The 25150-nt window shown below is 74.2% G+C and carries 22 protein-coding genes; 1 reads left to right on the forward strand and 21 read right to left on the reverse strand.

Annotated features, from left to right (window positions below):
• Positions 1 to 4: 4 nt before the first annotated feature.
• The 4 genes from QSK03_RS17655 to QSK03_RS17670 form a co-directional block, all read right to left on the reverse strand.
• Positions 5 to 1456 (reverse strand): DHA2 family efflux MFS transporter permease subunit, encoded by a 1452-nt coding sequence (locus QSK03_RS17655; protein WP_285654504.1) that lies wholly within the window; start codon positions 1454 to 1456, stop codon positions 5 to 7.
• A complete protein-coding gene (locus tag QSK03_RS17660; protein ID WP_285654507.1) occupies positions 1453 to 2061 on the reverse strand; it encodes a TetR/AcrR family transcriptional regulator in 609 nt (202 codons plus the stop codon). Before QSK03_RS17660 ends, QSK03_RS17655 begins: the two co-directional genes overlap by 4 nt.
• Positions 2062 to 2163: 102 nt before the next feature.
• Positions 2164 to 3018 (reverse strand): amidohydrolase family protein, encoded by an 855-nt coding sequence (locus QSK03_RS17665; protein WP_285654510.1) that lies wholly within the window; start codon positions 3016 to 3018, stop codon positions 2164 to 2166.
• Positions 3019 to 3036: 18 nt separating this feature from the next.
• Positions 3037 to 3864 (reverse strand): class II aldolase/adducin family protein, encoded by an 828-nt coding sequence (locus QSK03_RS17670; protein ID WP_285654513.1) that lies wholly within the window; start codon positions 3862 to 3864, stop codon positions 3037 to 3039.
• 103 nt (positions 3865 to 3967) lie between these two features.
• On the opposite strand from QSK03_RS17670, the gene QSK03_RS17675 reads away from it, so the two are divergent.
• Positions 3968 to 4423, forward strand: a complete 456-nt coding sequence (locus tag QSK03_RS17675; protein ID WP_285654516.1) for a group II truncated hemoglobin — start codon at positions 3968 to 3970, stop codon at positions 4421 to 4423.
• 12 nt (positions 4424 to 4435) lie between these two features.
• Here the strand turns inward: QSK03_RS17675 and QSK03_RS17680 are convergent, their stop codons facing one another.
• The 17 genes from QSK03_RS17680 to ftsZ all read right to left on the reverse strand — a co-directional run bounded on the left by QSK03_RS17680 (position 4436) and on the right by ftsZ (position 24912).
• Positions 4436 to 4822 carry a VOC family protein gene (locus QSK03_RS17680; RefSeq protein ID WP_285654519.1) on the reverse strand — a complete coding sequence of 129 codons (387 nt, stop codon included), beginning with the start codon at positions 4820 to 4822 and terminating at the stop codon, positions 4436 to 4438.
• Positions 4823 to 4836: 14 nt separating this feature from the next.
• Positions 4837 to 8373 carry a DNA polymerase III subunit alpha gene (dnaE, locus tag QSK03_RS17685; protein WP_285654523.1) on the reverse strand — a complete coding sequence of 1179 codons (3537 nt, stop codon included), beginning with the start codon at positions 8371 to 8373 and terminating at the stop codon, positions 4837 to 4839.
• Between the two features lie 382 nt (positions 8374 to 8755).
• The gene (locus QSK03_RS17690; protein WP_285654526.1) at positions 8756 to 9490 is read right to left on the reverse strand and encodes a hypothetical protein; all 735 of its coding nucleotides are present in this window, start codon (positions 9488 to 9490) and stop codon (positions 8756 to 8758) included.
• A 311-nt stretch (positions 9491 to 9801) separates the two neighbouring features.
• Positions 9802 to 10644, reverse strand: a complete 843-nt coding sequence (gene dapA / locus QSK03_RS17695; protein ID WP_285654528.1) for a 4-hydroxy-tetrahydrodipicolinate synthase — start codon at positions 10642 to 10644, stop codon at positions 9802 to 9804.
• A 33-nt stretch (positions 10645 to 10677) separates the two neighbouring features.
• Positions 10678 to 11058 (reverse strand): cupin domain-containing protein, encoded by a 381-nt coding sequence (locus tag QSK03_RS17700; protein ID WP_285654529.1) that lies wholly within the window; start codon positions 11056 to 11058, stop codon positions 10678 to 10680.
• Positions 11059 to 11087: 29 nt separating this feature from the next.
• Positions 11088 to 12068 (reverse strand): malate dehydrogenase, encoded by a 981-nt coding sequence (locus tag QSK03_RS17705; RefSeq protein ID WP_285654533.1) that lies wholly within the window; start codon positions 12066 to 12068, stop codon positions 11088 to 11090.
• Between the two features lie 86 nt (positions 12069 to 12154).
• Positions 12155 to 13441: an NAD(P)/FAD-dependent oxidoreductase gene (locus QSK03_RS17710; protein ID WP_285654536.1), complete on the reverse strand. Its 1287-nt coding sequence runs from the start codon at positions 13439 to 13441 to the stop codon at positions 12155 to 12157.
• A 169-nt stretch (positions 13442 to 13610) separates the two neighbouring features.
• Entirely contained in the window at positions 13611 to 14381 is a 771-nt protein-coding gene (locus QSK03_RS17715) for a hypothetical protein (protein WP_285654539.1), read from the reverse strand.
• A 2-nt stretch (positions 14382 to 14383) separates the two neighbouring features.
• On the reverse strand, positions 14384 to 15313 hold the full coding sequence (locus QSK03_RS17720) for an RluA family pseudouridine synthase (RefSeq protein WP_285654542.1): 930 nt from the start codon (positions 15311 to 15313) through the stop codon (positions 14384 to 14386).
• Positions 15310 to 15900, reverse strand: coding sequence for a signal peptidase II (gene lspA, locus QSK03_RS17725; protein ID WP_285654545.1), 591 nt, complete (start codon positions 15898 to 15900; stop codon positions 15310 to 15312). Before lspA ends, QSK03_RS17720 begins: the two co-directional genes overlap by 4 nt.
• A complete protein-coding gene (locus QSK03_RS17730; protein ID WP_285654548.1) occupies positions 15897 to 17519 on the reverse strand; it encodes a potassium/proton antiporter in 1623 nt (540 codons plus the stop codon). Before QSK03_RS17730 ends, lspA begins: the two co-directional genes overlap by 4 nt.
• Positions 17520 to 17646: 127 nt before the next feature.
• Positions 17647 to 19449: a hypothetical protein gene (locus QSK03_RS17735; protein WP_285654554.1), complete on the reverse strand. Its 1803-nt coding sequence runs from the start codon at positions 19447 to 19449 to the stop codon at positions 17647 to 17649.
• Positions 19450 to 19514: 65 nt separating this feature from the next.
• A complete protein-coding gene (wag31, locus tag QSK03_RS17740) occupies positions 19515 to 20444 on the reverse strand; it encodes a DivIVA-like cell division protein Wag31 (RefSeq protein ID WP_285654556.1) in 930 nt (309 codons plus the stop codon).
• Between the two features lie 553 nt (positions 20445 to 20997).
• Complete coding sequence (locus QSK03_RS33425; RefSeq protein ID WP_502872184.1) at positions 20998 to 21909, reverse strand: cell division protein SepF; 912 nt, start codon at positions 21907 to 21909, stop codon at positions 20998 to 21000.
• An 84-nt stretch (positions 21910 to 21993) separates the two neighbouring features.
• Positions 21994 to 22749, reverse strand: a complete 756-nt coding sequence (locus QSK03_RS17750) for a YggS family pyridoxal phosphate-dependent enzyme (RefSeq protein WP_502872185.1) — start codon at positions 22747 to 22749, stop codon at positions 21994 to 21996.
• Positions 22746 to 23456: a peptidoglycan editing factor PgeF gene (gene pgeF, locus QSK03_RS17755; RefSeq protein ID WP_285655030.1), complete on the reverse strand. Its 711-nt coding sequence runs from the start codon at positions 23454 to 23456 to the stop codon at positions 22746 to 22748. The genes QSK03_RS17750 and pgeF overlap by 4 nt, the downstream gene beginning before the upstream one ends.
• An 88-nt stretch (positions 23457 to 23544) precedes the next feature.
• Positions 23545 to 24912 carry a cell division protein FtsZ gene (ftsZ, locus tag QSK03_RS17760; RefSeq protein ID WP_285654558.1) on the reverse strand — a complete coding sequence of 456 codons (1368 nt, stop codon included), beginning with the start codon at positions 24910 to 24912 and terminating at the stop codon, positions 23545 to 23547.
• Positions 24913 to 25150 lie beyond the last annotated feature (238 nt).

The following is a 25150-nucleotide window of genomic DNA, read 5'->3' on the forward strand; positions in this document are numbered from 1 at the left end:
ACGACTACCCCGCCTGCCCGGCCGGGCAATCGTCCGTGCTCTGCCGAACGACCAGCTCAGGGGCCTCGATCCGCCGGTCGCGGCGTTCCGCCCGGGCCAGGGCCAGCGCGCACACCGCGGCGACCGCGCCCGCGAGCGCCAGCATCACCCACCCGGCGCGCACCAGGCCGAGCTCCTCGGGCCGCCCGGTGGTGTGTGTGCCGATCACCGAGACCAGCAGCGCCACCCCCAGCACCGACCCGACCTGGCGGGCGGTGGTGATCAGCGAGGATCCGGTGCCCCACCGGTGCGCGGGCAGCGCGGTGCCGACGACCGACGACAGGGCGGGCAGGACGAGGCCCACGCCCAGCCCGGTCGCGAGCTGGCCGGGCAGCATCCCGGACGGGTACGCCGGGGTCGCCCCGAGCCGCAGCGCCCACCACGCCGGGCCCGCCGCGAACAGCAGCGCACCCACCGCGACCACCGGCCCGATCCCGAAGCGCCCGGTGAGGCGGCCCGACTGCCGGGACACGACCACCACCACGAGCGGCCCGACCGCCAGCGCCACCCCGGCGACCGGCGCCGACCAGCCCCAGGTGCCGGTCAGGTAGAGGACGTTCGCGACGAGCATGCCGGCGAAGCCGGTGGTGAACGCGAGCATCGTCAGGGCGGCGAGACCGACCACCGGCGTCGTGACGACGGCCAGGTCGAGCGCCGGCACGGGATGGCGACGCGAGCGCGCCACGACCCCGGCGAGGCCGAGGACCGCGACGGCGAGCCCCGCGACCACCGGCACCGAGACCCAGCCGAGGTCGGGGGCGCGGACCAGCGCGTAGGCCAGAGCGCCGACCCCGACGACGAGCCCCGCGGCGCCGAGCACGTCGGGCCGGCCCGCCGCCCCGGTCGCCGCGCCGGCCGGCAGGAACCGGGCGCCGGCGACCAGCGCGACCAGCCCGACCGGCACGTTGACGAGGAAGACCCAGTGCCACGACGCCTCGACCAGCAGCCCGCCGAGCGGCGGGCCGAGCGCGGCCGCGACCGCGCCGATGGAGGCCCAGGCACCGACGGCGTGGGCGCGGCGTTCGGCCGGGAAGGCCGCGAGCAGCAGCGACAGCGACGTCGGCGTCACGAGCGCGGCGCCGAGGGCCTGGACCGCGCGGGCGGCGACGAGCAGGCCCACCGAGGGCGCGACCGCACAGGCCGCGGACGCGAGGGTGAACACCGCGAGCCCGACGAGGAAGACCCGCCGGTGCCCGGAGCGGTCGGCGAGGCGTCCGGCGAGGGCGAGGAGCGCGGCGAAGACGACCGTGTAGCCGTTGAGCACCCAGGAGATCTGGCCGAGGTCGGTGCCGGGGAAGTCGGCACGGATGTCCGGGAAGGCCAGGTTGACGATGAACAGGTCGAGGCTCGACAGGAACGCGGCCGCCGACGTGATCAGCAGGACGGTGCGCGGGTGGACCGCGGTCGGCGCGCTCACGTCGCGTGCGCGTCGACGATGCGCGCGGCCAGCTCGACCGCGGTCCGGCCGGCGGCCCCGCGGTCGAGGCGGTCCCGGTACGCGGCCTGCAGGTAGAGCCCGTCGACGACGAGCCAGAGCTCCTCGACGAGCTGCTCGGGGTCTGCGGCGCCGAGGGCCTCGACGAGCTCCGCGAGCTCCCGGTGCGACGCGGCGAGCACGGTGTGCGCCACGCCGGCCGGGGTCGGCGGGCCGTCGGCGTCGCCGAGGTCGGCGTCGTCGGGGAACTCGGCGAGGTAGTTGCGGAAGGCGCACCCACGGAACCGCGGGTGGGCGGTCGTCGTCGCGACGTCCTCGACGAGGGCGAGCAGCTGCGCGCGCGGGTCGTCGCCCGCCGCCGCGCGCGCGGCGCGGGCGAAGCCGGACCGGATGTCGCGGGCCCGTTCGAGGTAGGCCGCGACGAGGTCGGACTTCGTGGGGAAGTGCGAGTAGAGCAGGTTCTTGCCGGTGCCCGCCTCGTTGATCACCTGGTTCATCCCGACGGCGCGCACACCGTGCTCGTAGAACAGGCGCGTGGCGGTCGTGAGGATCCGGTCCCGGGTTCCGGGGGCGGGCGTCCGTGCCACGAGGGCTCCTCTCCCACTCGTCGGACCACGCGGTCCTGGACCGATCGGTCCGTATCACGACGCTACTCCCCCGCCTGCCGCCCGGCGAGGGTGCCGTGCGCCTCAGGCGCGGCGGGGCGGGGCCGAGAGACCGGGGTAGACCCGCTGGGCGTGCCCGCCGAGGAGCCCGTCGGTGAGCGCCTCGCTCAGCCCGAGGTCGCGGATCGCGGCGATGTTGCGGGCCGGGTCGGCCGCCGGGGAGTCGGTGCCGAACACGCACTTCGCCGCGACGCGCTCGAAGCCGAACCGCTCGTAGTAGACGGGCAGCTTGTGCGGTGGCAGGCCGGCGACGTCGAGCCAGACGTTCTCGCGGGTCAGCGCGAGCGACGCGGCCGCCTCGTAGCTCCACCCGCGCCCGCCGTGGGCGAGCACGACGGTGAGCCCGGGGAAGTCACGCAGGACGTCGTCGAGCAGGACGGGGTCGCCGTAGCGGGCGGTGGCGCCGGGGAACGTCGACGGCCCGGTGTGCACGATGACGGGCACGCCGCGCTCGAGGCAGCGGGCGTAGGCCGGGTAGAGCTGCGCGTCGTTGGGGGCGATCCCGGCGTGCACCGGGTGCACCTTGAGCGCCACGGCACCGAGGTCGAGCTGGCGGTCGAGCTCCGCGGCCACCGGGTGGTGGACGTGCGGGTTGATGTTGGCGACGACCCGGAACCGGTCGGCGTCGGCGTCCACCAGCGGGAGCATGTCCTCGACGGTCTGCCAGCCGGTGACCTTCGGGGAGTACTCGCAGAACAGCAGCACGCGGTCGACGCCCGCGCCCGCGAACAGCGCCGAGATCTTCTCCGGGATCGCGGCGCCGTCGCTGTCGTACGCGGCCGTCCACTCCTCCGACGGGCCCGCGGGGCCGATCCACTGCTCCCACGGGACCTTGAGCCGGGCCAGGTGGGCGACGTGGACGTGGGCGTCGACGATCACCCGGCCATCATCGCAGCGCTAGTCGAAGAGGTCCGGGTCGGTCCGGACGATCTCGTCCCACAGGGGCTGGAAGGAGAACCAGCCCATGTAGGGCGAGCCGGTCGTCTCGGCGGTGAACTTCGCGTTCGCGTGGTCGATCTGCGTCGGCGTGCCGGCGGCCTCGGCCATCAGCTGGGCCTGGCAGTTGCGCTCGGTGTTGATGAACCACCACGCGGCCTCGGCGACCGTCTCGCCGACCGAGAAGATGCCGTGGTTCTGGTGGAAGACCATCTTGCGGCCGGTCAGCCCGGCGGCGAGCGCCCGCCCGACCTCGGGGTCGAGCACGACCGCCCCGCGGCCCTCGCTGACGACGCCGTGGTTCTCGTAGAGCGTGCAGGCGTCCTGCGTGATCGGGTCGAGCGGACGGCCGAGCGACGACCACGACTTCCCGTACACCGAGTGGGCGTGCGCGGCCGCGACCACGTGCGGGTGCGCCGCGTGCACCGCGGAGTGGATGACGAACCCGGCCTGGTTCACCGGCCGGGAGCCGTGGACGACGTCACCGTCGTGGTTCACGGCGATCAGATCCGACACACGGATGTGCCGGAAGCTCATGCCGAAGGGGTTCACCCAGAACAGGTGCTCGTCCTCCGGGTCACGCACGGTGATGTGGCCGGCGATCCCCTCGCCGAAGCCGAACTTCCCGAAGATGCGGAACGCCCCGGCGAGCTGCTGCTTGCGGTGCAGCCGCTCCTCCGCGCTCGTGGCGAAGGTCGGCGGCTGGGGCATCACGATGCCCTCCTGCGACGGGCGGAACGCCGACGTCTGGTCCTCGATGCTGCGGTTGTCCTGCGTGGGGGCGGCCATGCCTCGACCGTGCGCCGCGTCACGGCCCCGGGTCAAGGGTTCCTTGCCCTCGGCCACTCCCCCGACCAGGCTCTGACCCCGGCCCGTCCCCAGGAGGTCCGACGTGACGCGACCCTCGGTCTACGACGCCGTCGGCGGCGACGCGGCGTTCCTCGCCCTCGCGCGGGCGCACCACCGCCGCTGTCTGGCCGACCCCGAGCTCGAGCACCCGTTCTCCCATCCCGACCAGCACCCGCAGCACGTCGAGCGCCTGGCGGCCTACTGGGCGGAGGTGCTCGGCGGACCGCCGCGGTACTCCCACGGCGACGCCGACCAGTCGCACGTGCTGTGGCTGCACAGCGGCAACGGGGAGATCGACGACCTCGGCCGGCGCTTCCTCGCCTGCTTCCTGGCCGCGCTCGACGACGCCGGGGTGCCCGACGACCCCGAGCTGCGCGCCTGCCTGCGCGCCTACATGAAGTGGGCCGTCGCCGACGTCCTCGAGTACTCGCCGGTCGACGCGGTGGTGCCGAGGGGCGCCGCGATGCCGCGGTGGAGCTGGGAGGGGCTCGTGCGCTGACGGCCCCCGCCGTCAGCCGCCCGCCGTCTCCCACAGACCGACGACGTTGCCCTCGGTGTCGCGGAAGTACGCGGCGAACCCCATCGCGCCGACCGCCTGCTTCGCGCTCAGCACCTCGCCGCCGTACTCGGCGACCCGGGTGAGCGTCTCGTCGATGTCGCCGACGTCCACGACGATCACCGGCCCGCGGGGCTCGCCCTCGCCGCGGCGGAACATGCCGCCGTTGATGTACCCGGGCTCCTCCGGGGCGCCCTGCTCGGTGACCGGCCCGCTCATCGCGAGCGTGTAGTCCATGCCCGGCATCTCCTGCAGCGTCCACCGGAAGATCGCGCCGTAGAACGCCCGCGCGCGGTCGCCGTCGTCGAACGGGACCTCGAAGTGGACCACCCGACCGCTCATGACCAGCTCCTCTCTCAGCCCAGACAGCGTGGACCGAGCAGGGCCTTGAGGTCACCCATCAGCGCGCCGGAGTTGGTGACCTTGAGGCCGTCGTCGAGACGCAGGACGTGGCTCGCCCCGTTGGCCGCGAGCAGCGTCAGGTGGACCTCGCTCGGGCCCGGGTGGGCGACGAGGACCTCCTTGAGCTTCCCGACGCGTTCCGGGGTGCACCGGGCGCTCTCGATGACGACCTTCACCGGCGCGCCGCCGACACCTCCGGACAGGTCGGGCACCGCGAGGTCCTCCACGAACAGGCTCACGCGGTCGTCCCGCTTGTTGACCTTGCCCTTGACCAGCACGATCGCGTCCTCGGCGACGTCGATCGACACCGCCGCGTAGGTGCGCGGGAAGAACAGCACCTCGATGCCGCCGGCGAGGTCCTCGATCTGCGCCGAGGCCCAGGGCTCGCCCTTCTTGTTCACCCGGCGGGTGACCGTGGCGAGGATGCCGCCGACGGTGACCGTCGCGCCCTCGGCGACGTCGCCCTCGAGGATCTTCGTGATCTGGGTGTCGGCGCGGCTCGCGAGCACCTGCTCGATGCCGTTGAGCGGGTGGCCCGAGACGTAGAGGCCGAGCATCTCCCGCTCGAGGGCGAGGCGGTGCTTGGACTCCCACTCCCCTTCGGGCACCTTGACGTCGAACATGCCGGTGGTGTCGGCGGTGTCCTCGTCCGGCCCGTCGAAGCTCCCGAAAAGGTCGAACTGCCCGTCGGCCTCGGCCTTCTTCGTCGTCATGACCGCGTCGACGGCCTCGGCGTGCACCAGCGCGAGGCCCTTGCGCGGGTGGCCCAGCGAGTCGAACGCGCCGGCCTTGATCAGCGACTCGACCGTCTTCTTGTTGCAGACCTGCTGCGGGACCTTGCGCAGGAAGTCCGAGAAGTCGGTGAACCCGCCCTTCTCGCGGCGGGTCTCGACGATCGCGTCGACGACGTTGGTGCCGACGTTGCGGATCGCGCCCAGGCCGAAGCGGATGTCGACGCCGACCGGGGCGAAGTCGCGCACCGAGTCGTTGACGTCGGGCGGCAGCACGGTGATGCCGAGCTTGCGGCACTCCGCGAGGTAGATCGCCGCCTTGTCCTTGTCGTCGCGCACGCTGGTGAGCAGCGCGGCCATGTACTCGGCGGGGTAGTTCGCCTTGAGGTAGGCGGTCCAGTAGGAGACCAGCCCGTAGCCCGCGGTGTGCGCGCGGTTGAAGGCGTAGTCGGAGAACGGGACGAGGATGTCCCACAGCGTCTGGATGGAGTTCTGCGAGTAGCCGTTGGCCTTCATGCCGTCGGAGAACGGCACGAACTCCTTGTCGAGGATCTCCTTCTTCTTCTTGCCCATCGCGCGACGCAGCAGGTCGGCGGTGCCCAGCGAGTAGCCCGCGAGCTGCTGGGCGATCGCCATGACCTGCTCCTGGTAGACGATCAGACCGAACGTCTCGCCCAGGATCTCCGAGAGCGGCTCCGCCAGCTCCGGGTGGATCGGCTTGACCTCCTGCCGGCCGTTCTTGCGGTCGGCGTAGTCGTTGTGCGCGTTGGCGCCCATCGGCCCGGGTCGGTAGAGCGCGAGGACGGCCGAGATGTCCTCGAACGTCGTCGGCTCCATGCGCCGCAGGAGGTCGCGCATCGGGCCGCCGTCTAGCTGGAAGACGCCGAGCGTGTCGCCGCGGGCCAGCAGCTTGTAGGCCTCGGAGTCGTCGAGCGCGAGCTTGTCGAGGTCGAGCGCCGGCTTGCCGTTGAGGGTGATGTTGTGCAGCGCGTCGTCGATGACCGTGAGGTTGCGCAGCCCCAGGAAGTCCATCTTGAGCAGCCCGAGCGTCTCGCAGACGCCCATGTCGAACTGCGTGATGATCGCGCCGTCGGAGTCGCGGCGCTGGATCGGCAGGACGTCGAGCAGCGGTGTCGACGACATGATCACGCCGGCGGCGTGCACGCCCCACTGGCGCTTGAGGCCCTCGAGGTCGCGTGCGGTGTCGACGATCTCCTTGACCTGCGCGTCCGCCTCGTAGAGCGCGCGCACCTCGGTGGCCTCGGAGTAGCGCTTGTGGCCCGGGTCGAAGATCCCCGACAGCGGGATGTCCTTGCCCATCACCGGCGGCGGCATCGCCTTGGAGATGCGGTCGGCCACCGCGTAGCCCGGCTGGCCGTAGAGCACCCGCGCGGAGTCCTTGATCGCGGCCTTCGCCTTGATCGTGGAGTAGGTGATGATCTGGGCGATGCGGTCCTCGCCGTACTTCTCCGTGACGTACCGGATCATCTCGCCGCGCCGGCGCTCGTCGAAGTCCAGGTCGATGTCGGGCATCGACTTGCGCTCGGGGTTGAGGAACCGCTCGAAGATCAGGTTGTGCTTCACCGGGTCGAGCTCGGTGATGCCCAGCGCGTAGGCGATGAGGCAGCCGGCGGCGCTGCCGCGGCCCGGGCCGACGCGGATGCCGACCGACTTGGCGTGCGCCACCAGGTCGGCCGTCACCAGGAAGTAGCCGGGGTAGCCCTTCTGGCAGATGACGTCGATCTCGTACGCGGCCTGCTGACGGTGGCCCTCCGGGACCTGGCCGTGGAACCGCTGCTGCAGGCCCCGCTCGACCTCCTTGACCAGCCACGTCGACTCGGTCTCGCCCTCGGGCACGGGGGCGCCCGGCATGAGGTCGCGCCCCTCCTCGAACTCCACGTTCACGCGCTCGGCGATCGCGAGGGTGTTGTCGCAGGCCTCGGGGAAGACGCCGTCCCACTGCGCGCGCATCTCCTGCGCGCTCTTGAGGTAGAAGTCCTGCGCGTCGAACCGGAAGCGGTTCGGGTCGTTCATCGTCTTGCCGGTCTGCACGCACAGCAGCACCTCGTGCGGCTTCGCGTCCTTCGCGTAGGTGTAGTGCAGGTCGTTGGTGGCGAGACCGGGCAGGTCGAGCTTCTTCTTGAGGTCGTAGAGGTCGTCGCGGACCCGGCGCTCGATCTCGATGCCGTGGTCCATCAGCTCGCAGAAGAAGTTGTCCGCGCCGAAGATGTCGCGGTAGTCGCTCGCGGCCTGGCACGCGCCGTCGAAGTCGTCCTGCTGCAGGTAGCGCGCGACCTCGCCCGACGGGCAGCCGGTGGTCGCGATGATCCCCTTGCCGTAGGTCTCGAGCAGCTCGCGGTCCATGCGCGGCTTGTAGTAGTAGCCCTCGAGGCTCGCGAGGCTGGAGAGCCGGAAGAGGTTGTGCATCCCCTCCGTGTTCTCGGCCAGCAGCGTCATGTGGGTGTACATCTGACCCGGGTTGTCATCGCTGATGACCTGGCCGCCGAGCGTCGCGCGCTTGCGCTCGTGGCGGCTGCCGGGCGCGAGGTAGCCCTCCATGCCGATGATCGGCTTGACCCCGTGGTCCTTCGACTTCTTCCAGAACTCGTAGGCGCCGAAGGTGTTGCCGTGGTCGGTCATGGCCAGGGCCGGCATGCCCATGCGCGCGGCCTCGGCGAACAGGTCGTCCAACCGCGCGGCACCGTCGAGCATCGAGAACTCGGTGTGCGTGTGCAGGTGGACGAACGAGTCGCCGGTCACGTCGTGGGACCTCCCCTGGGCGCCGCGGTGCTCCGGTGAGCCGGCCGGTGTCGTGGGCGGGACGGCGGTCGGCGGGAGCGGCTCCAGAGTAATCGCGACCCCCGACAGCGCCGCCCCTCCCCGCGGGCCCGATCCGTCCTCGCTGCTCACCTCCGACGGTCCGGCGTGTCGCCCGGATCCGGGCTCGTCCCGTCCGCCACATGCGTCTCTCGTGCCCCACGCGTGCGGGCTCGCACGTTCGTGTGCGGCCGGTGGTGCGGGCCCGACGGGTCAGCGCTGGGCCATGGAGATCAGGAGCGCGTCACGCACCTCCGGCGGGGGCCGGAGGTGCGTGACGCGCTGGTGATCTCCGGGGTGGCGGCACGGCGGTCGCGCTCGCCGGTCAGCGGCCGTCGTCGCCGGCGAGCAGGAGGTGGGCGGCGGTGTCGTCGCCACCCGTGAGGAGCGCGACGGCGGCCGCGAGCACCCAGAACCGGGCGACCAGGACATCCTCCGGCGTCCGGGGGAAGTGCTCCCGCAGCGCCTCCCGTGCCGAGGGCCCGAGCACCCGCGCCGCGTCCTGCACCGCGGGCCCCTCCTCGCCGAGGTGCGCAGCGATCCACGCGGCGGCCCGCCTCGGCAGGTCGGCCGTGGGGAAGCGGCGCGGGACCTTCACGAGCCACGCACCGAGGAACAGGTCGACCAGCGTGCGGTCGCCGGCGACCTGGTCCTCGCGGCTCGCCCCGACCGGGCGGGCTCTGAGCTCGTGGGTGGCGGCGACGAAGGCCCGCGCGATCCCGGGGTCGCGCCGTTCGACCGTCGCCACCGCGACGTCGCGGAGGCGGTCCTGGAGCAGATCGATCAGGTCCGGGCCGTCGTCGTCCTCGTCGTCCCACCAGCCGTCGTCGAGGTCGTCGTCGAGGTCGTCGTCGAGGTCGTCGTCGAGGTCGTCGTCGAAGGCCTGCGGGAACTGCTCGAGCAGCTCGCAGTCGCTCAGCAACGGCGCCCCGACCCGCTCCGCGGCCACCCGGCGGGGACGCGCCGCGCGCGGCGGACGGGCCGCCCCACGCTCCTGCCGTCTGCGCCGCGCCTCGACCTTCGCCGCCCGCCGCCGTCCGTCGTGCCTGCGCCTGCCCATGGCTCCTCCTCGAGGTCGTCGAGGTGGAGCGTGCGCCCGACCCCCGACAACGCCGAGGTCCGCCAAGATCAGGAGCGCACTAGGCACCTCTCGAGCCCGCCCGAGGTGGACTCCGCTCTCCTGATCACGGGTGGGGCAGCGACCCGGCCACGAGGGGCGCGTCCCGCAGGCCACGAGCCCCGTCGATCACGCGGAACGTGCCACTCGCGCCGCCCGACCGCCCGGCGCGGCAGCCACCCACCCACGACAGGCACGTCCCGCAGGCCACGAGCCCTGTCGATCATGCGGAACGTGCCACTCGCGACGAGTGGCTACAGCACCCCGACGCCCGCGAGGGCCGCGCGGACGACCTCGCGCTCGCGGGAGTCGGCGGGGACCATCGGCAGGCGCAGGCCGCCGACGGGGTGCCCGACGAGGTCCAGCGCCGCCTTGATCGGGATGGGGTTGGTGGTGACGCCGAGGGCGTCGAAGACGGGCTTGAGCGAGGCCTCGATCTCGGCGCGCTGGTCCGGCTCGTCGACCATCCGCCGCATGGCCGGCCCGACGACGTGGCTGGCGACGAGGATGCCGCCGCAGCCGCCCATCTCGAGCACCGAGCCGAAGAGGTCGTCGTTGCCGGCGTAGATCTGGAGGCCGTCGACGGGCGCGAGGTTGGCGTTGTTGGCCTGCTTGACGTAGTCGATCCGCTCGATCTGGGCGAGCTCGGCGAGCATCGCGTTGTCGAGGTCGAGCACGACGCGCGAAGGGATGTTGTAGAGCACGACCGGCTTGTCGGTGGCCCGCGCGACCTCGGTGTAGTGCGCGACGAGGCCCCGACGGTTCGGCTTGTTGTAGTACGGCGTCACCGACAGGATCGCGTCGGCGCCCACCGCGGTGGCCTTCTCGGTCATCTCGCAGGCGTGGCGGGTGTCGTTCGACCCCGTCGACGCGACGACGGTCGCGCTCGCCGGGCGGTGCTCGACGGCGAGCTCGACGAGGCGCAGGTGCTCCTCGGTGGACAGCGTCGACGCCTCGCCGGTCGTCCCGCACACCACGAGCCCGTCGGTGCCGGACGTGTAGAGGTGGCCCATCAGGTCGACGAAGGCCTGCTCGTCGACCGAACCGTCGGGGGCGAACGGGGTCACGATGGCGGTGAGGACGGCGCCGAGGGTCATGCCCTCAGGTTGCCCCACCGCACCGCGGCAGGTCTATGCCGGGTCCGGGCCCTCGACGTTGACGGTGGGCGGTCCCTCGCCCGCGCGCCCGATCACGGCGGTGGACCGCTCGCCCGTCGGGTTCGACTCGCGGTGCACCGTGTGCGGGGGGACGCGCAGGAAGTCGCCGGGTCCGGCCTCGACGGCGTCCCCGCCGCCGGGGCCGAACTCCAGCTTCATCGCGCCGCGCACCACGTAGAGGCTGGTCTCGTGCTCGCCGTGGTGGTGCCAGCCGGATGAGGCGCCGGGCTCGGTGTGGACGAGGCCCGCCCACAGCGCGTCCGTGGAGAACGCCACCTCCCGGCGCATGCCGGGCGTCGGGTCGCCCTCGGCCAGCGCGTCGCCGCGGAACACCTCGACCGGTTCGCTGCTCACGGCGTCAGGGTCTCAGACCCAGCCAGGAACTAGACAAGACCGAGCTTCTGGACCGCCTCGCGCTCCTCGGCGAGCTCATTCACCGACGCGTCGATGCGCTCGCGGGAGAAGTCGCTGACGTCCAGGCCCTGGACGATCTCGAACTTCCCGTTCGACGCCGTGACCGGGAACGACGAGACCAGGCCCTCCGGCACGCCGTACGAGCCGTCGGAGACGATCGCGGCGGACGTCCAGTCGTTCGGCCGGGTGCCGTTGGTCCACGTGTACACGTGGTCGATCGCCGCCGCGGCGGCCGACGCCGCCGACGACGCGCCGCGCGCCTCGATGATCTCGGCGCCGCGCTTGGCGACCCGCGGGATGAACTCGTCGGTCAGCCAGGCGCGGTCGACGTCGTCGCCGATCGGCTTGCCGTCGATCTCGGTGTAGGTGACGTCCGGGTACTGGCTGGCCGAGTGGTTGCCCCAGATCGTGACCTTGGAGACCTGGCCGACGCCGACGCCGTACTTCACCGCGAGCTGCCCGAGGGCGCGGTTGTGGTCCAGGCGCGTCATCGCGGTGAAGCGGTCGGCCGGCACGTCGGAGTTCGCCCGCGCGATGAGGGCGTTGGTGTTGGCCGGGTTGCCGACCACGAGCACCTTGACGTCGTCCGCCGCGCCGTTGAGCGCCTCGCCCTGCGGCTTGAAGATGCCGCCGTTGGCCTCGAGCAGGTCGGCGCGCTCCATGCCCTTGGTGCGCGGCCGCGCCCCGACCAGCAGGCCGACGTTGGTGCCCTCGAAGGCCTTCGCGGCGTCGTCGTAGACGTCGATGCCGTCGAGCAGCTCGAAGGCGCCGTCGGTGAGCTCCAGCGCGGTGCCCTCGGCGGCCTTCACGGCCTGCGGGATCTCCAGGAGCTTGAGCCGGACCGGCACCCCCTCCCCCAGCAGGTCGCCGGCGGCGATGCGGAAGAGCAGCGCGTAGCCGATCTGTCCGGCCGCGCCGGTGACGGTGACGTTGACGGGGGTGGGCGCCATGCCTGTGCTCCTGCTTTCTCTCGGGTCAGGGCTCGTCAGCTGCGGAGCCTCGCACGTCGGGCACCGGGCCGCGCACTCAGCCCGGGTCAGCCCGGGTCGTCGCCGACGACCATGACCCCGCGGCGCTGCGCGAGGTAGCGGAACGCGAGCCCGAGGGTCACGAACACCCGGTTGCGGTTGCCGAGCAGCGCGAAGATGTGGACGAGCATCCAGGTCAGCCACGCCAGCACGCCGACGAGCTTGGGCCCGTGGGCGATGTCGGCGACGGCCGAGAGGCGGCCGATGGTCGCCATCGTGCCCTTGTCCTTGTAGTGGAACCGCTCGGTGGGCTCGCCGGCGATGACGTGCGCGATGGTGCTGCCGGCGTGCTGCCCGGTCTGGATCGCGGGCTGCGCGAGCTGCGGCAGCGGGTCGTCGTCGATGACCCCGATGTCCCCCGCGACGAGGATCTCGGGGTGCTCCGCGACGCGCAGGTCGCCGCCGACCACGATCCGCCCGCCCTTGCCCTGCGGCAGACCCCAGGACTTCACACGCTCGTGCGCGGCGACGCCGGTGGCCCACACCGTCATCTGCGCCTCGAGCTCGGTGCCGTCGGCGAGCAGGACCGAGTCGGGACGGACCTCCTTGACCGCGGTCTCGAGCCGCAGCTCGACGCCCCGGGCCCGCAGCTGCTCGGCGGCGTAGTCGCGCAGCTTGGGCGCGAACGGGGCGAGGACCTTGTCGGTCATCTCGACCAGCACGACGTTGACCTGGTTCGGGTCGAGCTCCGGGTACCGGCTCGGCAGCACGGTGTTGCGCAGCTCCGCGAGCGTCCCGGCCATCTCGACGCCGGTGGCGCCCGCACCGACGACCACGACCGACGCGCCCCGGGCCTCGCCGGTGGCCGCGATGTGGTCGAGGTAGCTCGTCATGCGGTCGCGGACGGCCAGCGCCTCGGCGCGCGTGTAGATCGGGAACGCGTGCTCGGCGGCGCCCGGCACCCCGAAGTAGTTGGTGGTCACGCCGTTGGCGATGACCAGGAAGTCGTACGAGAGGTCGGGCCCGACGTCGAGCGAGACCGTGCGGGCGTCGGGGTCGACCGTGGTGACCTCGCCCTTGCGGAAGTGCGCCCCCGTGGTGGCGGCGAAGCCACGCGCGCCGTAGGTGATGTCGCCGGGGTTCAGCGCCCCCGTCGCCACCTGGTAGAGCAGCGGCTGGAAGGTGCTGTAGCTGTGCCGGTCGACGAGCGTGACCCGGACCGGGGCCTTGCGCAGCGCGCGGACCGCGGCGAGACCGGCGAACCCCGCACCGAGCACGACGACGTGCGGCCGCGGATCGGTGTCCGTGATCGACGTCCCCGAGGCCTCCGGCCGGGGTGACGGATCGGCGGTCATGGTGCCGCTCTCCTCTCGCGACGGGCCCGTCGGTGCTGGCCGTGACGATTCAGGGCCGCCGACGGACGGTTCTCTCCGGCTCTACCCGCCATCGTCCTCCGCCACGCCGCGCGGGGGGACCCCACGACGGGCGTCACCCTGTCGGCCCCCTCACAGGGTCACGAGGATCTCAGGGCGGTGGCACCGGTCCGTCGTCGGGCACCGGGCCGACGGTCTCGGGCGGGTCGCGCCCGTCGTCGACCTGCTCGGGCAGCAGCGGCGACACCGCCAGCGACCCCATCCGGGCGTCGGCCGGGGCCACCTCCACGGCCCGCACGTCCGGGCGCGACAGCAGCGTCGGCACGGTCACCGGGTCGATCTCGACGACGAGCGCGACGACGCACGCGCACCCGGCCGACAGGCGCGCCGACTCGGTCGTCGCCACCGCCGCCGCCCGGCCCGTCGACGTGCGGGCCTGCTCGCCGGCGCGGTTGGCGGCCTGCGCCTCCGCGAGACGCAGCCCCGTGGCCGGGTCGACGGAGCCGTCGAGGGTGATCTGCCGCAGCGCGGTCTGCACCCGCGGCAGCGGCACGCGGAAGACCGCCGCGCGGGGCCTGACACCCGGGACGCCGGCGAGCGCGGCCGCACCCCCGACGTCGAGCTCGGCGGTGAGCTCCACGAGCGCCGGACGAGGACCGGGCGGCGCCGGCGGCACGACGCGGGCGCGGGCGAGGTAGCCGGCGACGGTCTCGCCGGGCGCGGGCCCGAGCCGCGCCGCGTCGGTGCTGCCGGGGATGCCGCCGTCGCCCGGGCCGGTGCTCGACGACCCGGCGAACCACGCGGTCACCAGCGCCACGACGAGCACGACGGCGAGGACGATCGCCGCCGTCGGCCAGCGCAGCCGGGGCTCGTCGTCCTGCTCGTCGTCCTGCTCGTCCTCGCCGGGCTCCGCGCGAGCCACGCTCAGCTCGCCGCCCGCAGGGTCTCGAGCGCCTGCGCGAGGTCCGGCGGCGGCTCGCTGACGTACTCCACCCAGCGCCCGTCGGCCGGGTGGTGGAAACCGAGGCGGTGGGCGTGCAGCCACTGGCGGGACAGGCCCAGGGTGCGGGCCAGCGTGCGGTCGGCGCCGTACGTCAGGTCGCCGACGCAGGGGTGGCGCACCGCCGAGAAGTGCACCCGGATCTGGTGGGTGCGCCCCGTCTCGAGCTCGACCTCGAGCAGCGAGGCGGCCCGGAACGCCTCGAGGGTGCGGTAGTGCGTGACGCTGGGGCGGCCGTCCCGCATCACCGCGAACTTCCAGTCCTGCTTGGGGTGACGGTCGATCGGCGCGTCGATGGTGCCCTCGCTGGGGTCCGGGTGGCCCTGGACGACGGCGAGGTAGACCTTCGCGACGGTGCGGTCGCGGAACGCCTGCTTGAGCGCCGAGTAGGCCCGCTCCGACTTCGCCACCACCATCACCCCGGTGGTGCCGGCGTCGAGACGGTGCACGATGCCCTGGCGTTCGGCGGCGCCGCTGGTGGCGATGCGGATGCCCAGCGCGGCCAGCCCGGCGACGACGGTCGGGCCCGCCCAGCCGGGGCTGGGGTGCACGGCGACGCCGACGGGCTTGTCGACGACGACGATCTCGTCGTCCTCGTGCAGCACGACCAGGCCCTCGACGGCCTCGGCGGTGACGATCGGGGTGGCGTCGGCGGGCTCGGGCAGCTCGACCTCGAGCCACGCGCCGGCGACGAGGCGGTCGGACTTGCCGGCGGCGACCCCGTCGACGCGCACCGCCCCGTCGGCGGCCAGGTCGGCGACCGCGGTGCGCGAGAGGCCGAGCATCCGGGACAGGCCGGCGTCGAGCCGCATCCCGTCGAGGCCGTCGGGGACCGGCAGCGTCCGCAGGCTCACGGCGTCGTCCCGGCGTCGGGGCCGGTGTCGTGGTCGCTGCCGCTCTCGCTGCCGCCCGTCCGCGTGCCGTCGAGGTCGCGGCCCAGCAGCGCGAGCAGGACCAGCAGGACGCCGCCGACCGTGATGGCCGAGTCCGCGACGTTGAAGACCGGGAACCAGCCCACCGACACGAAGTCGACGACGTGGCCCTGCAGCGGGCCCGGGCCCCGGAAGAACCGGTCGACGAGGTTGCCCAGCGCGCCGCCGAGCACGAGCCCCAGCGCGATCGCCCAGCCGCGCGAGCGCAGCCGCCGCGCGAAGCGCGCGATGCCGACCACCACGGCCAGCGCCACCAGCGTCAGCACCCAGGTCATGCCGGTGGCGAACGAGAACGCCGCGCCCGGGTTGCGGACGAGGGTGAACGACACGAGATCGCCGATCAGCGGCACGCGCTCGCCGTCGCGCAGCCACGACACCATGAGGATCTTGGTGACGAGGTCGAGGGCGACCACCGCGACCGTGAGGACGACCAGCGTCGGGACCCGCCTCGGCGGGAGATCCCCGGGCGCCTCGGGGGCGCTCTCGGGCTCGGTGGGTGCGCTGCTCACGGGTCCATGGTCCCAGGACCCGCGCCGCGGTCCGGTGACCCGCCCGTCGGCGGGCCGCCCGGCGGGTTCGGGGCCCGCCCGCCCCGGACCGTGCCGTCCGGGCCGTCGGACGCGTCGCGGCGTGGGCCGCGCAGCGACGGCGTGCCGCCGGTGTCGCCGCGCCAGCGCGCGAGACGACCGGACCGGTCGACCGAGCGCAGCCGGTCCTCGGCGGCCGCCCGCGCGGTCTCGGTGGTGACGACGAGCAGCTGGTCGCCCTCCTGGATGCGGCTCGCGCCCTGCGGGGTGAAGCTCGTGCCGTCCCGGACGACGAGGCTCAGCCCGGACCCCTCGGGCAGGCGCAGCTCCCGGACGTAGACGCCGTGCATCTTCGAGCCGACGGGCACCGTCATCTGCAGGAGGTCGGCGCGCAGGGTGTCGAGGGGTGCGGCATCGACCTCGATCTCCTCGACCCGCGAGCCGCCGGCGAGCCCGAGGACGCGGGCCACGAGCGGCAGCGTCGTGCCCTGCACGAGCACGAGCACCACGACGAGCACGAACACCGCGTCGACGAGCGCCTGCGCGCCGGCGACGCCCTCGGTCAGCGGGATGAGGGCGAGCACGATCGGCACCGCGCCGCGCAGCCCCGCCCAGGACAGGAAGGCCTGCTCCCGCCAGGGCACCCGGAGCCCGATCGACGCGGCCAGCACCGACAGCGGCCGGGCCGCGAGCGTCAGGACGGCGCCGGCGATCAGCGCGGGCACGACCGCGTCGCCGAGGCGGTCCGGGGACACGAAGAGCCCGAGCAGCACGAACAGCCCGATCTGGGCGAGCCAGCCGAGGCCCTCGGCGAACGACCGGGTGCCCTCGCGGTGGGGCAGCGTCGAGTTCCCGAGGACGAGCGCGGCGACGTAGGTGGCGAGCAGGCCGGAGGCGTGCAGCAGCTGCGCCGAGGCGAACGCGAGCACGCAGACCGCGAGCGTGGCGAGCGGGTAGAGGCCGGTCGCGGGCAGGGCGGCGCGGCGCAGCCCCAGGGCGCCCAGCCGACCCAGCGCCGCGCCGAGCAGCCCGCCGAGGGCGAGCTCGTAGACGACGAGCAGCGGGTCGAGCCAGGTCAGCGTGGCCGCCGACGACAGGAGCACCACGGCGAGGAACACCGGCGCGTCGTTGAGTCCGGACTCCAGCTCCAGCGCGCCGACCAGCCGTCCTCCGAGACCGAGGTTGCGCAGCACGCTGAACACCGCGGCGGCGTCGGTCGACGAGAGCACCGCGCCCCAGAGGAACGCGACGCGCAGGTCGAGCCCGAGCAGTGCCCAGAGCGCCAGGCCGGTGACGCCGATGCTGACCGCGACGGCGACCGTGGAGAGCGCGACCCCGAGACCCAGGGCGGGGCGCACGGTGGTCCAGCGGGTCGAGAGCCCGCCGTCGGCGAGGATGAGGACGAGCGCGGCGATCCCCAGCGCCTGCGTGAGCGCGGCGTCGTCGAACCGGATGCCGAGCCCGGACTCGCCGAGCGCGACGCCGATCGCCAGGTAGATCAGCAGCGAGGGGAGGCCGACGCGCGTCGAGACCCGGACCGCCAGCACCGCCACGAGCACGACGCCCGCGCCGATCCCGAGCAGGAGGGGCAGCTGGTCCACGCGTCGCACCCCCTCCCCAGCGGAGGCACGACCCTAGCGAGCGGGCAGCAACCGGACGGGCGCGGATCTCGGGTCGGTGAGGCGGTTCACGCCCGCCACCGACGGCCCGGGCGTCGCGCCGGCGGCCTCAGCCGCGGCTGTCGGCGCTCTGCGCCCCGGTGAGCGCCGTGACCGGCGTGCACCAGGAGCACCCGGTGAACCCCAGCTCGACCGCCTCGGAGGCGGGCAGCGGGATCACCTCGCGGCCGTAGAGGTAGCTGCAGCGCCCGAGGTGGAACAGCGGCTCCTCGTCGATCACCAGGACCTCGTCGTCGAGACCGGCGGCCGCCTGGCGGGTGGCGTCGTCGACGACCTCCTCCTCCGGCGGGGCGGCCGGAGGCGGGGGCGGCGGGGCCCCGCCGGGCGGCATCCCGCCGGGCGGACGGCCGGGGACCTGGCCCGCGGGGCCGCCGGGCGGCGGACCGCCGGGGGGCATGCCGCCGGGCTGACCGGGAGCACCGGGACGGCCCGGGCCTCCGGGTGCTCCGGGTGCTCCGGGTGCTCCGGGTGCTCCGGGTGCTCCGGGTGCTCCGGGTGCTCCGGGTGCGCCGGGTGCTCCGGGTGCGCCGGGAGCACCGGGTGCGCCGGCAGCTCCGGGCGGCGGGCCGCCGTTCGGGGCCGCGCCGTCCGCGGGGGCCTGGCGCATGCGGGCGATGTCGCCCATCTCGAGGCGCGTGGTGGCGGCGTCGTCCCCGTCGCTGCCGGGGCGTCCCGACGCGGCGGCGGCAGCGCCCGCGGCGGCGGCAGCGCCGCCCACGCCTGCCACGGCGGCCCCGGCCGCGGGTCCACCCGCCGTGCCGTTGCCGGGTGCGGTCCCGGCGGGCGCGCCGTCACCTGCCGCCCGACCGGGAGTGCTCCCGGAGGGCACCTGACCGGGAGGGGCCTGACCCGCCGCCGTGCCGGAGGACGCCGTGCCGGCGGCGGGAGCACCCGGCGAGCGCGTGTCCGCGGGACGGGCGTCGGCGGGCGCGCCGGACGCGGCCGGCGTGCCGCCCAGCCGGGCCTCGGCGGGCGTGCCGGCCAGCGGCAGCATGCCGAGCACGAGCGCGCCGCGAGGAGCCCCGGGCGCGCGGGAGGTCTCGGTGCTGAGTCGCGACGTGGGAGTGGCCCAGCGTGTCCGGGGAGACGGGCCGGCCGGACCGCTCGGGGTCCCCGACGCCGGTGGCGCCGACGAGGCGGGCGCTCCGGGCGGGCCCGCCCCGCGCCCGGCTCCGTTGCCCGAGCCCTGCGATGCGGCGGCTGCTCCGGCCGCGCCGGCGGCGAGCCCTGCCGCCCCGACCGCTCCGGCCGTTCCCGCCGCCGTGTACCGGCCGCCACGCTCGTCCTGACCGCGCGCGCCCTCCGGTGCCTTCTCCGCGTCGGGCCTGCGCGTGACCTCCGTGGCCTGCGAACCCTGCGGTGCCTGTCCCGGTGACGTGCCGACGGTGGCCGTCGCGGCCTCCGGGACACCGGGGGGACGCCCCGTGCCCGGCGCGCCGGGACCACCCGGGCCCGCGGGGCCGCCCGGCGACCCCTGCGGCGGAGCACCGGGCGGACGCCCGCCGGGCGGCGGGCCGCCCACCGGCTGTGCCGAGCCCTCCGGAGAGCCCTGCCCCGGGGCCGAGGAGTGTGGCCCCGGAGCGAAACCGGAGGGCGCGGACGACGGGGACGACGTGGTCGAGGCGGAGCCCGGCGCGGACGACCCCGACGAGGCCGGTGCCGCGGCGCCGACGGCGTCGCGACGGCTCTCCCGCGAGCGCCGGCGTCGACGGACGACGTCGGCGACCAGGAGGACGGCGGCCAGCACGCTGGCGACCACCGAGCCCCAGGCCCACGTGGCCACCGAGGTGACCACGGCCACCACGAGGAGCCCGAAGGCGATCAGCACACAGAGCAGGACGAGGAGCAGCACGATCGGACCCCCGACTCAGGGCCACGAGCCCGCGCACGCCATCGCGCGCGGGCCGGCGGCGGCCGTCAGCTGCCGGCTTCGGCTCGCGAGCCGTAGCCGCTGGTCGCGTACCCGCCGCTGCCGTTGCGGCCGTTGTCCGGCGCCGCGGAGCCCCGACCGTCGAGGTCGCGCAGCTGCGACTCGAGGTAGGTCTTCAGGCGGGTCCGGTACTCGCGTTCGAAGGTGCGCAGCTCGTCGATCTTCTTCTCGAGCCCGCCCTTCTGCTGCTCGATGAGGCTGATCGTCTCGTTGTGCTTGCGCTGGGCGTCGCGCTCGAGGGTCGACGCCTTGTCGCGCGCCTGCCGCTCCAGCGTCTCGGCGCGGGTGCGCGCGTCGTTGAGCATGGTCTCGGCGCGGGTGCGCGCCTCGTTGACCATGCTGTCGGACTTGGTGCGCGCCTCGGAGAGGAGCTGCTCGGACTTGGTGCGCGCGTCGGCGAGCATCCCGTCGGCCTCGGACTTGGCCTCGGCGGTGAGCCGGTCGGCCATCTCCTGGGCGAGCCCGAGGACCTTGGCGGCCTGCACGTGGTGGTCACCGCCGGCGCCGCCGCCCTGCTGCTCGGACATCCCGAACGGCGGCGGGGAGACCGCCTGGGTGACCGGCTGCGGCTGCTGCTGGGGCTGCTGCGGCGGCATCGGCTGCTGCACGGTGCGGGGGGCGTCCTCCACGGGACGCGCCGGCGGCGGGGCCGAGACCTGCGTGGCCGGCCCGGAGCTCTGGCTCGGGGCGGACGCGGCCTTGCTGCGGGCGTCGTCGAGGTCCGCGTGCGCGGACGAGAGCTGCTGCTCGAGCTGCTCGACCTGCTCGCGGAGGTCGTTGTTCTCCTCCAGCAGGCGACCGAGCTCAGCCTCGACGAGGTCGAGGAAAGCGTCGACCTCGTCCTCGTTGTAGCCCCTTTTCCCGATCGGCGGCTTGCTGAACGCGACGTTGTGAACGTCGGCGGGGGTCAGCGGCATCGGATCTCCTCAAGCACTCCTCGGCTGCGGAACCCCAGGTACCTCGGGCTCTTCGAGCTCCGCGACCCGCAGAGTATGACCTCTGCGAGCGACAGAACCATAATGGACGGGTCCAGTGACGCGCTGCCCACAACGCTCGAATGGTGACGCAGCGCCACGAGCGGGGCCCGCGAAACCCACAGACCTACCGATTATCGCGGCCGGTAGCGATCCGCCGGTCGGGTCGTGACGTTCCGTGTCCCTCTACGTGCGGTGACAGGAGCGGATCCCGGGATCGTCGGGCCTCGAGGGCCTGTCGGGATGCGCTCGGCGCACCCAGGACGCCATCCGGCGCGCCGCAGCGCACATCCCCCGATCGGCCGCGTGGCGCGACGTGTCGATCAGGCCCGGGAGCAGGGCGGGAGCCCGTGAGGAGCATCGCTCGGCGGCCCGTGGATGTGACACCACTCGCGTCACCGGACCACCCGCGGCCGCCGTCCGGAGGACCGGCGGCGGCCGTGAGGACCAGCAGGGTGCCAGAGCCCCGCGACCTGCTGTCGCAGGGGTCGGGCTCCTAGGACGTCGAGGCGTAGTTCTTCTCCGCCAGCTTGCGGCGGTCCGACGCCGAGACCTCGACGTTCGGCGGTGAGAGCAGGAACACGCGGTTGGTGACCTTCTCGATGGAGCCCCGCATCGCGAAGGCCAGACCGGCGGCGAAGTCGACCAGACGCTTGGCCGCGACGTCGTCCATCTCGGTCAAGTTCAAGATCACCGGAATGCCGTCGCGGTAGCGCTCACCGATGAGGCGCGCCTCGTTGTAGCTCTTGGGCTGCAGCGAGGTGATCTCGGCCGGCGCGCTCTGCGGGTCGTCGGCGGCGGACGACGAGGCGGCGGCCGGCGTCGCCGGGGTCGGCGCGGCCTTCAGCGGAGCCGGCGCCGGCGAGGACGCCGCGGCGGCCGCCGTGGCCACGGACGACGACGAGGAGAAGGAGGTCGTCGCCGACGACAGCGACGGCGGCGTCCGGTGCGTCGGGCGCACCGACGTGTGGCTCGGGCCCGTGTTGGCCGCCCAGCTCCGGCCGCGCCCCGCGGTGCGGGGCACGGTCTCGGTGGCCGCGTCGTCGTCGCGGCGGATCTCGGCGACCTCCGGGTCCCGCGGTCGCGGCGTGCGCCGCTCGCGCGAGTCCTCGTAGCGGTCGTACCGGTCGTCGCGCGCGTCCCGGGACTCCCGGTCGTAGCGCTCGTCGGCGGCGCGACCGCGGGACTCACGGCCGTAGCGGTCGTAGGAGGAGTCGTAACCGCCGTCGTATGCGTCGTAGCGGTCGTCGTAGCGGTCGCTCCCGTAGCGGTGCCGGTCCGAGGAGTGGCGGTCGAGCGGGTGCCGGTCACGCCCGTCGTACCGGTCGTCGTCGTAACCGTCGTACGAGTCCAGTTCGTCGGCCGGGACCATGCCGAAGTACGCCTTCACGCGGTGCAGAGTGGTCATGGCCGTCTCCCCTGTCCGACGGGGACCCCGCGCTCCACACGCGGTGAGTCACATCCGTGTCGTTCACTCACACGGAACGCTAGCTCACCGTCGGCCGAGCAAGGCCGTTCCGACACGCACGCACGTCGACCCGTGCGCGATGGCGGCCTCGAGATCCCCCGACATCCCCGCGGACAGGGCGGAGGCGCGCGGGTGCGCCGCGCGTACCCCCTCGGCCACCTCCCACACCGTGGCGAACGCCTCCGCCGGCTCGACGTCCTGGGGTGCCACCGCCATCACGCCGCCGAGGTGCAGGTGATCACACGCGGCGACCCGGTCGGCGAGGTCCGGCACGTCGGCGACCGGCGCGCCGCCCCGGCCGGGGTCGGCGTCGACGCTCACCTGGATCAGCACCTCGAGCGGGTCGGACCGCTCCCCCGCGTCGACGGCCTTCGCGGCCGCGGCCTCGAGCGCGTCGACGAGGCGCGCGGAGTCGACCGAGTCGACGGCGTGGGACCACCGCACGAGGCTGCGGGCCTTGTTGCGCTGCAGCCGTCCCACGACGCGCCATCGGGCCGCGGCGTCCGGGCGGAGCGCGGCGAGCTCGGCGGCCTTCGCGGCGCCCTCCTGCTCCTTGTTCTCCCCGAACGCGTCGAGGCCGAGATCGCACAGCAGCGCGACGTCGGAGGCCGGCCACGTCTTGGTCACCGCGAGCAGCCCGACCTCGGCGGGGTCGCGGCCCGCGGCGCGCGCGGCGTCGGCGACGCGGGCGCGCACCGCGGCGAGCGCCTCGGCGAGCGCGGCCCGGCGATCGACCTCCCCGGCGTCGGCGCTCTCGGGCCTCTCCCGCGATGCCGTCACGGCCGCGCGTACTCCCACCACGTGACCGCGGCGAAGCGCCCGGTCGGCTGAGCGCGGCGGTGGCTGAAGAGCTGGTCGTCCTCGAACGTGCAGCGGGCGTCGGTGTCGACCCGCGTGACGCCGAGCTCGGCCAGCCGCTGGCGCAGGCCGGCGCGCAGGTCGAGACCGGGGGTGCCGACGCGGGTGGTCGCCGCACTGCCGGGCAGGGCCGCCTCCACCTCGTCGCGCATCGCCGCGGGCACCTCGTAGCACTCGCCGCACACCGCGGGCCCGAGCAGCACCTCGACGTGCCCGGGCTCGGCGCCCAGCTCGGCCATCGCTGCGAGCGTGCGGTCGAGGACGCCGTCGGCCGCCCCGCGCCGCCCGGCGTGGGCGGCGGCCACGACCCCGGCGGTGGGGTCGGCGAGCAGCACGGGCACGCAGTCGGCCACGACCACGGCCAGCGCGAGCCGCGGCTGGTCGGTGACCATCGCGTCCGCGGTCGGCGTCTCGCCGCCGGCCGATGACACCACCGCGACGTCGGTGCCGTGCACCTGGTGCATCCAGGCGACGCGGTCCGGCCCGAGGCCGATGCCGTCACCGAGGCGGCGCCGGTTGGCCGCGACCGCCGCCGGGTCGTCGCCGACGTGGTCGCCGAGGTTGAACGAGTCGTACGGCGACGCCGAGCGCCCGCCGGCCCGCGTCGTCAGGACGCGGCGGACCCGCAGCGGGGGCGCCGGCGTAGGCCCGTCGCGCGGGTCGTCGGCGCCCGCGGAGCGGGAGGCAGGTCCGGAGACGGGGCGCGCAGCCACGCCCTCAGCGTCTCATGAACGAGGGGACGTCCACGTCGTCCTCGTCCGCGCTGCGGGCCGCCGGGGTCTCCGACGACGACGCTCCCGCGGCGCCGTTCGAGGGCGCCGAGGCGGCGGCCTCCCCGGCCGGGTCGCTCGGGGCGGGGCCCGAGGAGCCCGCCCCGTTGGCACCGGGGCCCGCGGTGGCCTCGACCGCGGCGCGGTCGACCGCCGGGCGCGCCGGGACGGTGGGGGCGGCGGAGACCGCGGGCGACGGCCCGCCGGGGGTGGCGGGCGCGACCGGCGCGGTCGTGGCGCCGTTCGTGGCGCCGTTCGGGGTGCCGTTCGTCGCGCCCGGCCGGTGCACGTCCCCGGCCTGCGCCGACACCGTCGAGCTCGACGACGCGGACCCGAGCGCCTGGGGCTCGAGCTTCTTGTGCGTCGGCGACCCGGAGTCGAAGCCTGCCGCGATCACCGTCACGCGGACCTCGTCGCCGAGGGAGTCGTCGATGACCGTCCCGAAGATGATGTTCGCCTCGGGGTGGGCGGCCTCCTGGACGAGCGACGCCGCCTCGTTGATCTCGAACAGGCCGAGGTCCGACCCGCCCGCGATCGAGAGCAGCACGCCGTAGGCGCCGTCCATGCTCGCCTCGAGCAGGGGCGAGTTGATCGCCTTGCCCGCGGCCTCGACCGATCTGTTCTCGCCCCGCGCGGCCCCGATGCCCATCAAGGCGCTGCCCGCCCCGGACATGACGCTCTTGACGTCGGCGAAGTCCAGGTTGATCAGACCCGGCGTGGTGATGAGGTCGGTGATCCCCTGGACACCGGAGAGCAGGACCTCGTCCGCGCTGCGGAAGGCGTCCATGAGCGAGAGGCCCACGTCGCCGAGCTGCAGGAGCCGGTCGTTGGGGATGACGATGAGCGTGTCGCACTCGTTGCGCAGCTCGGTGATGCCGTTCTCGGCCTGGGTCGCGCGCCGCTTGCCCTCGAAGTTGAAGGGGCGCGTGACGACGCCGATCGTCAGCGCGCCGAGCTTGCGCGCGATGCTCGCCACCACCGGGGCGCCGCCGGTGCCGGTGCCGCCGCCCTCGCCGGCGGTCACGAACACCATGTCGGCGCCCTTGAGGACCTCCTCGATCTCCTCGCGGTGGTCCTCCGCGGCCCGGCGGCCCACGTCGGGCGCCGCGCCGGCGCCGAGGCCCCGGGTGAGCTCGCGGCCGACGTCGAGCTTCACGTCGGCGTCGGACATGAGGAGCGCCTGCGCGTCGGTGTTCACCGCGATGAACTCGACGCCCTTGAGGCCGACCTCGATCATGCGGTTGACGGCGTTGACGCCGCCACCACCGATGCCGACCACCTTGATCACGGCCAGGTAGTTGTGCGGGGGCGTCATGGAACCGCCTTTCGAGCTGGGTCTGGTCGACGGTCGTCGTCCGGGTCCGGCGTGTCGCGAACCCTCGACCTCGAGTAGAGGTCTAGGTTGAGGGACTGCTGAGCTGAGCGACGTGCGCACGGTAGGCAGGCGCGGGACGGCATTTCCACGAGGCGCGCCGGGCGTGTCCCCACCTCACGGCCATCCCGTCGCCGGGCGGTCACGACCCTCGACCCGCACTCGACGGTTGGTGGGGTCC

The organism is Actinomycetospora sp. NBRC 106375, assembly GCF_030269665.1.
In the GTDB taxonomy this organism is placed as follows: Bacteria; Actinomycetota; Actinomycetes; order Mycobacteriales; family Pseudonocardiaceae; genus Actinomycetospora.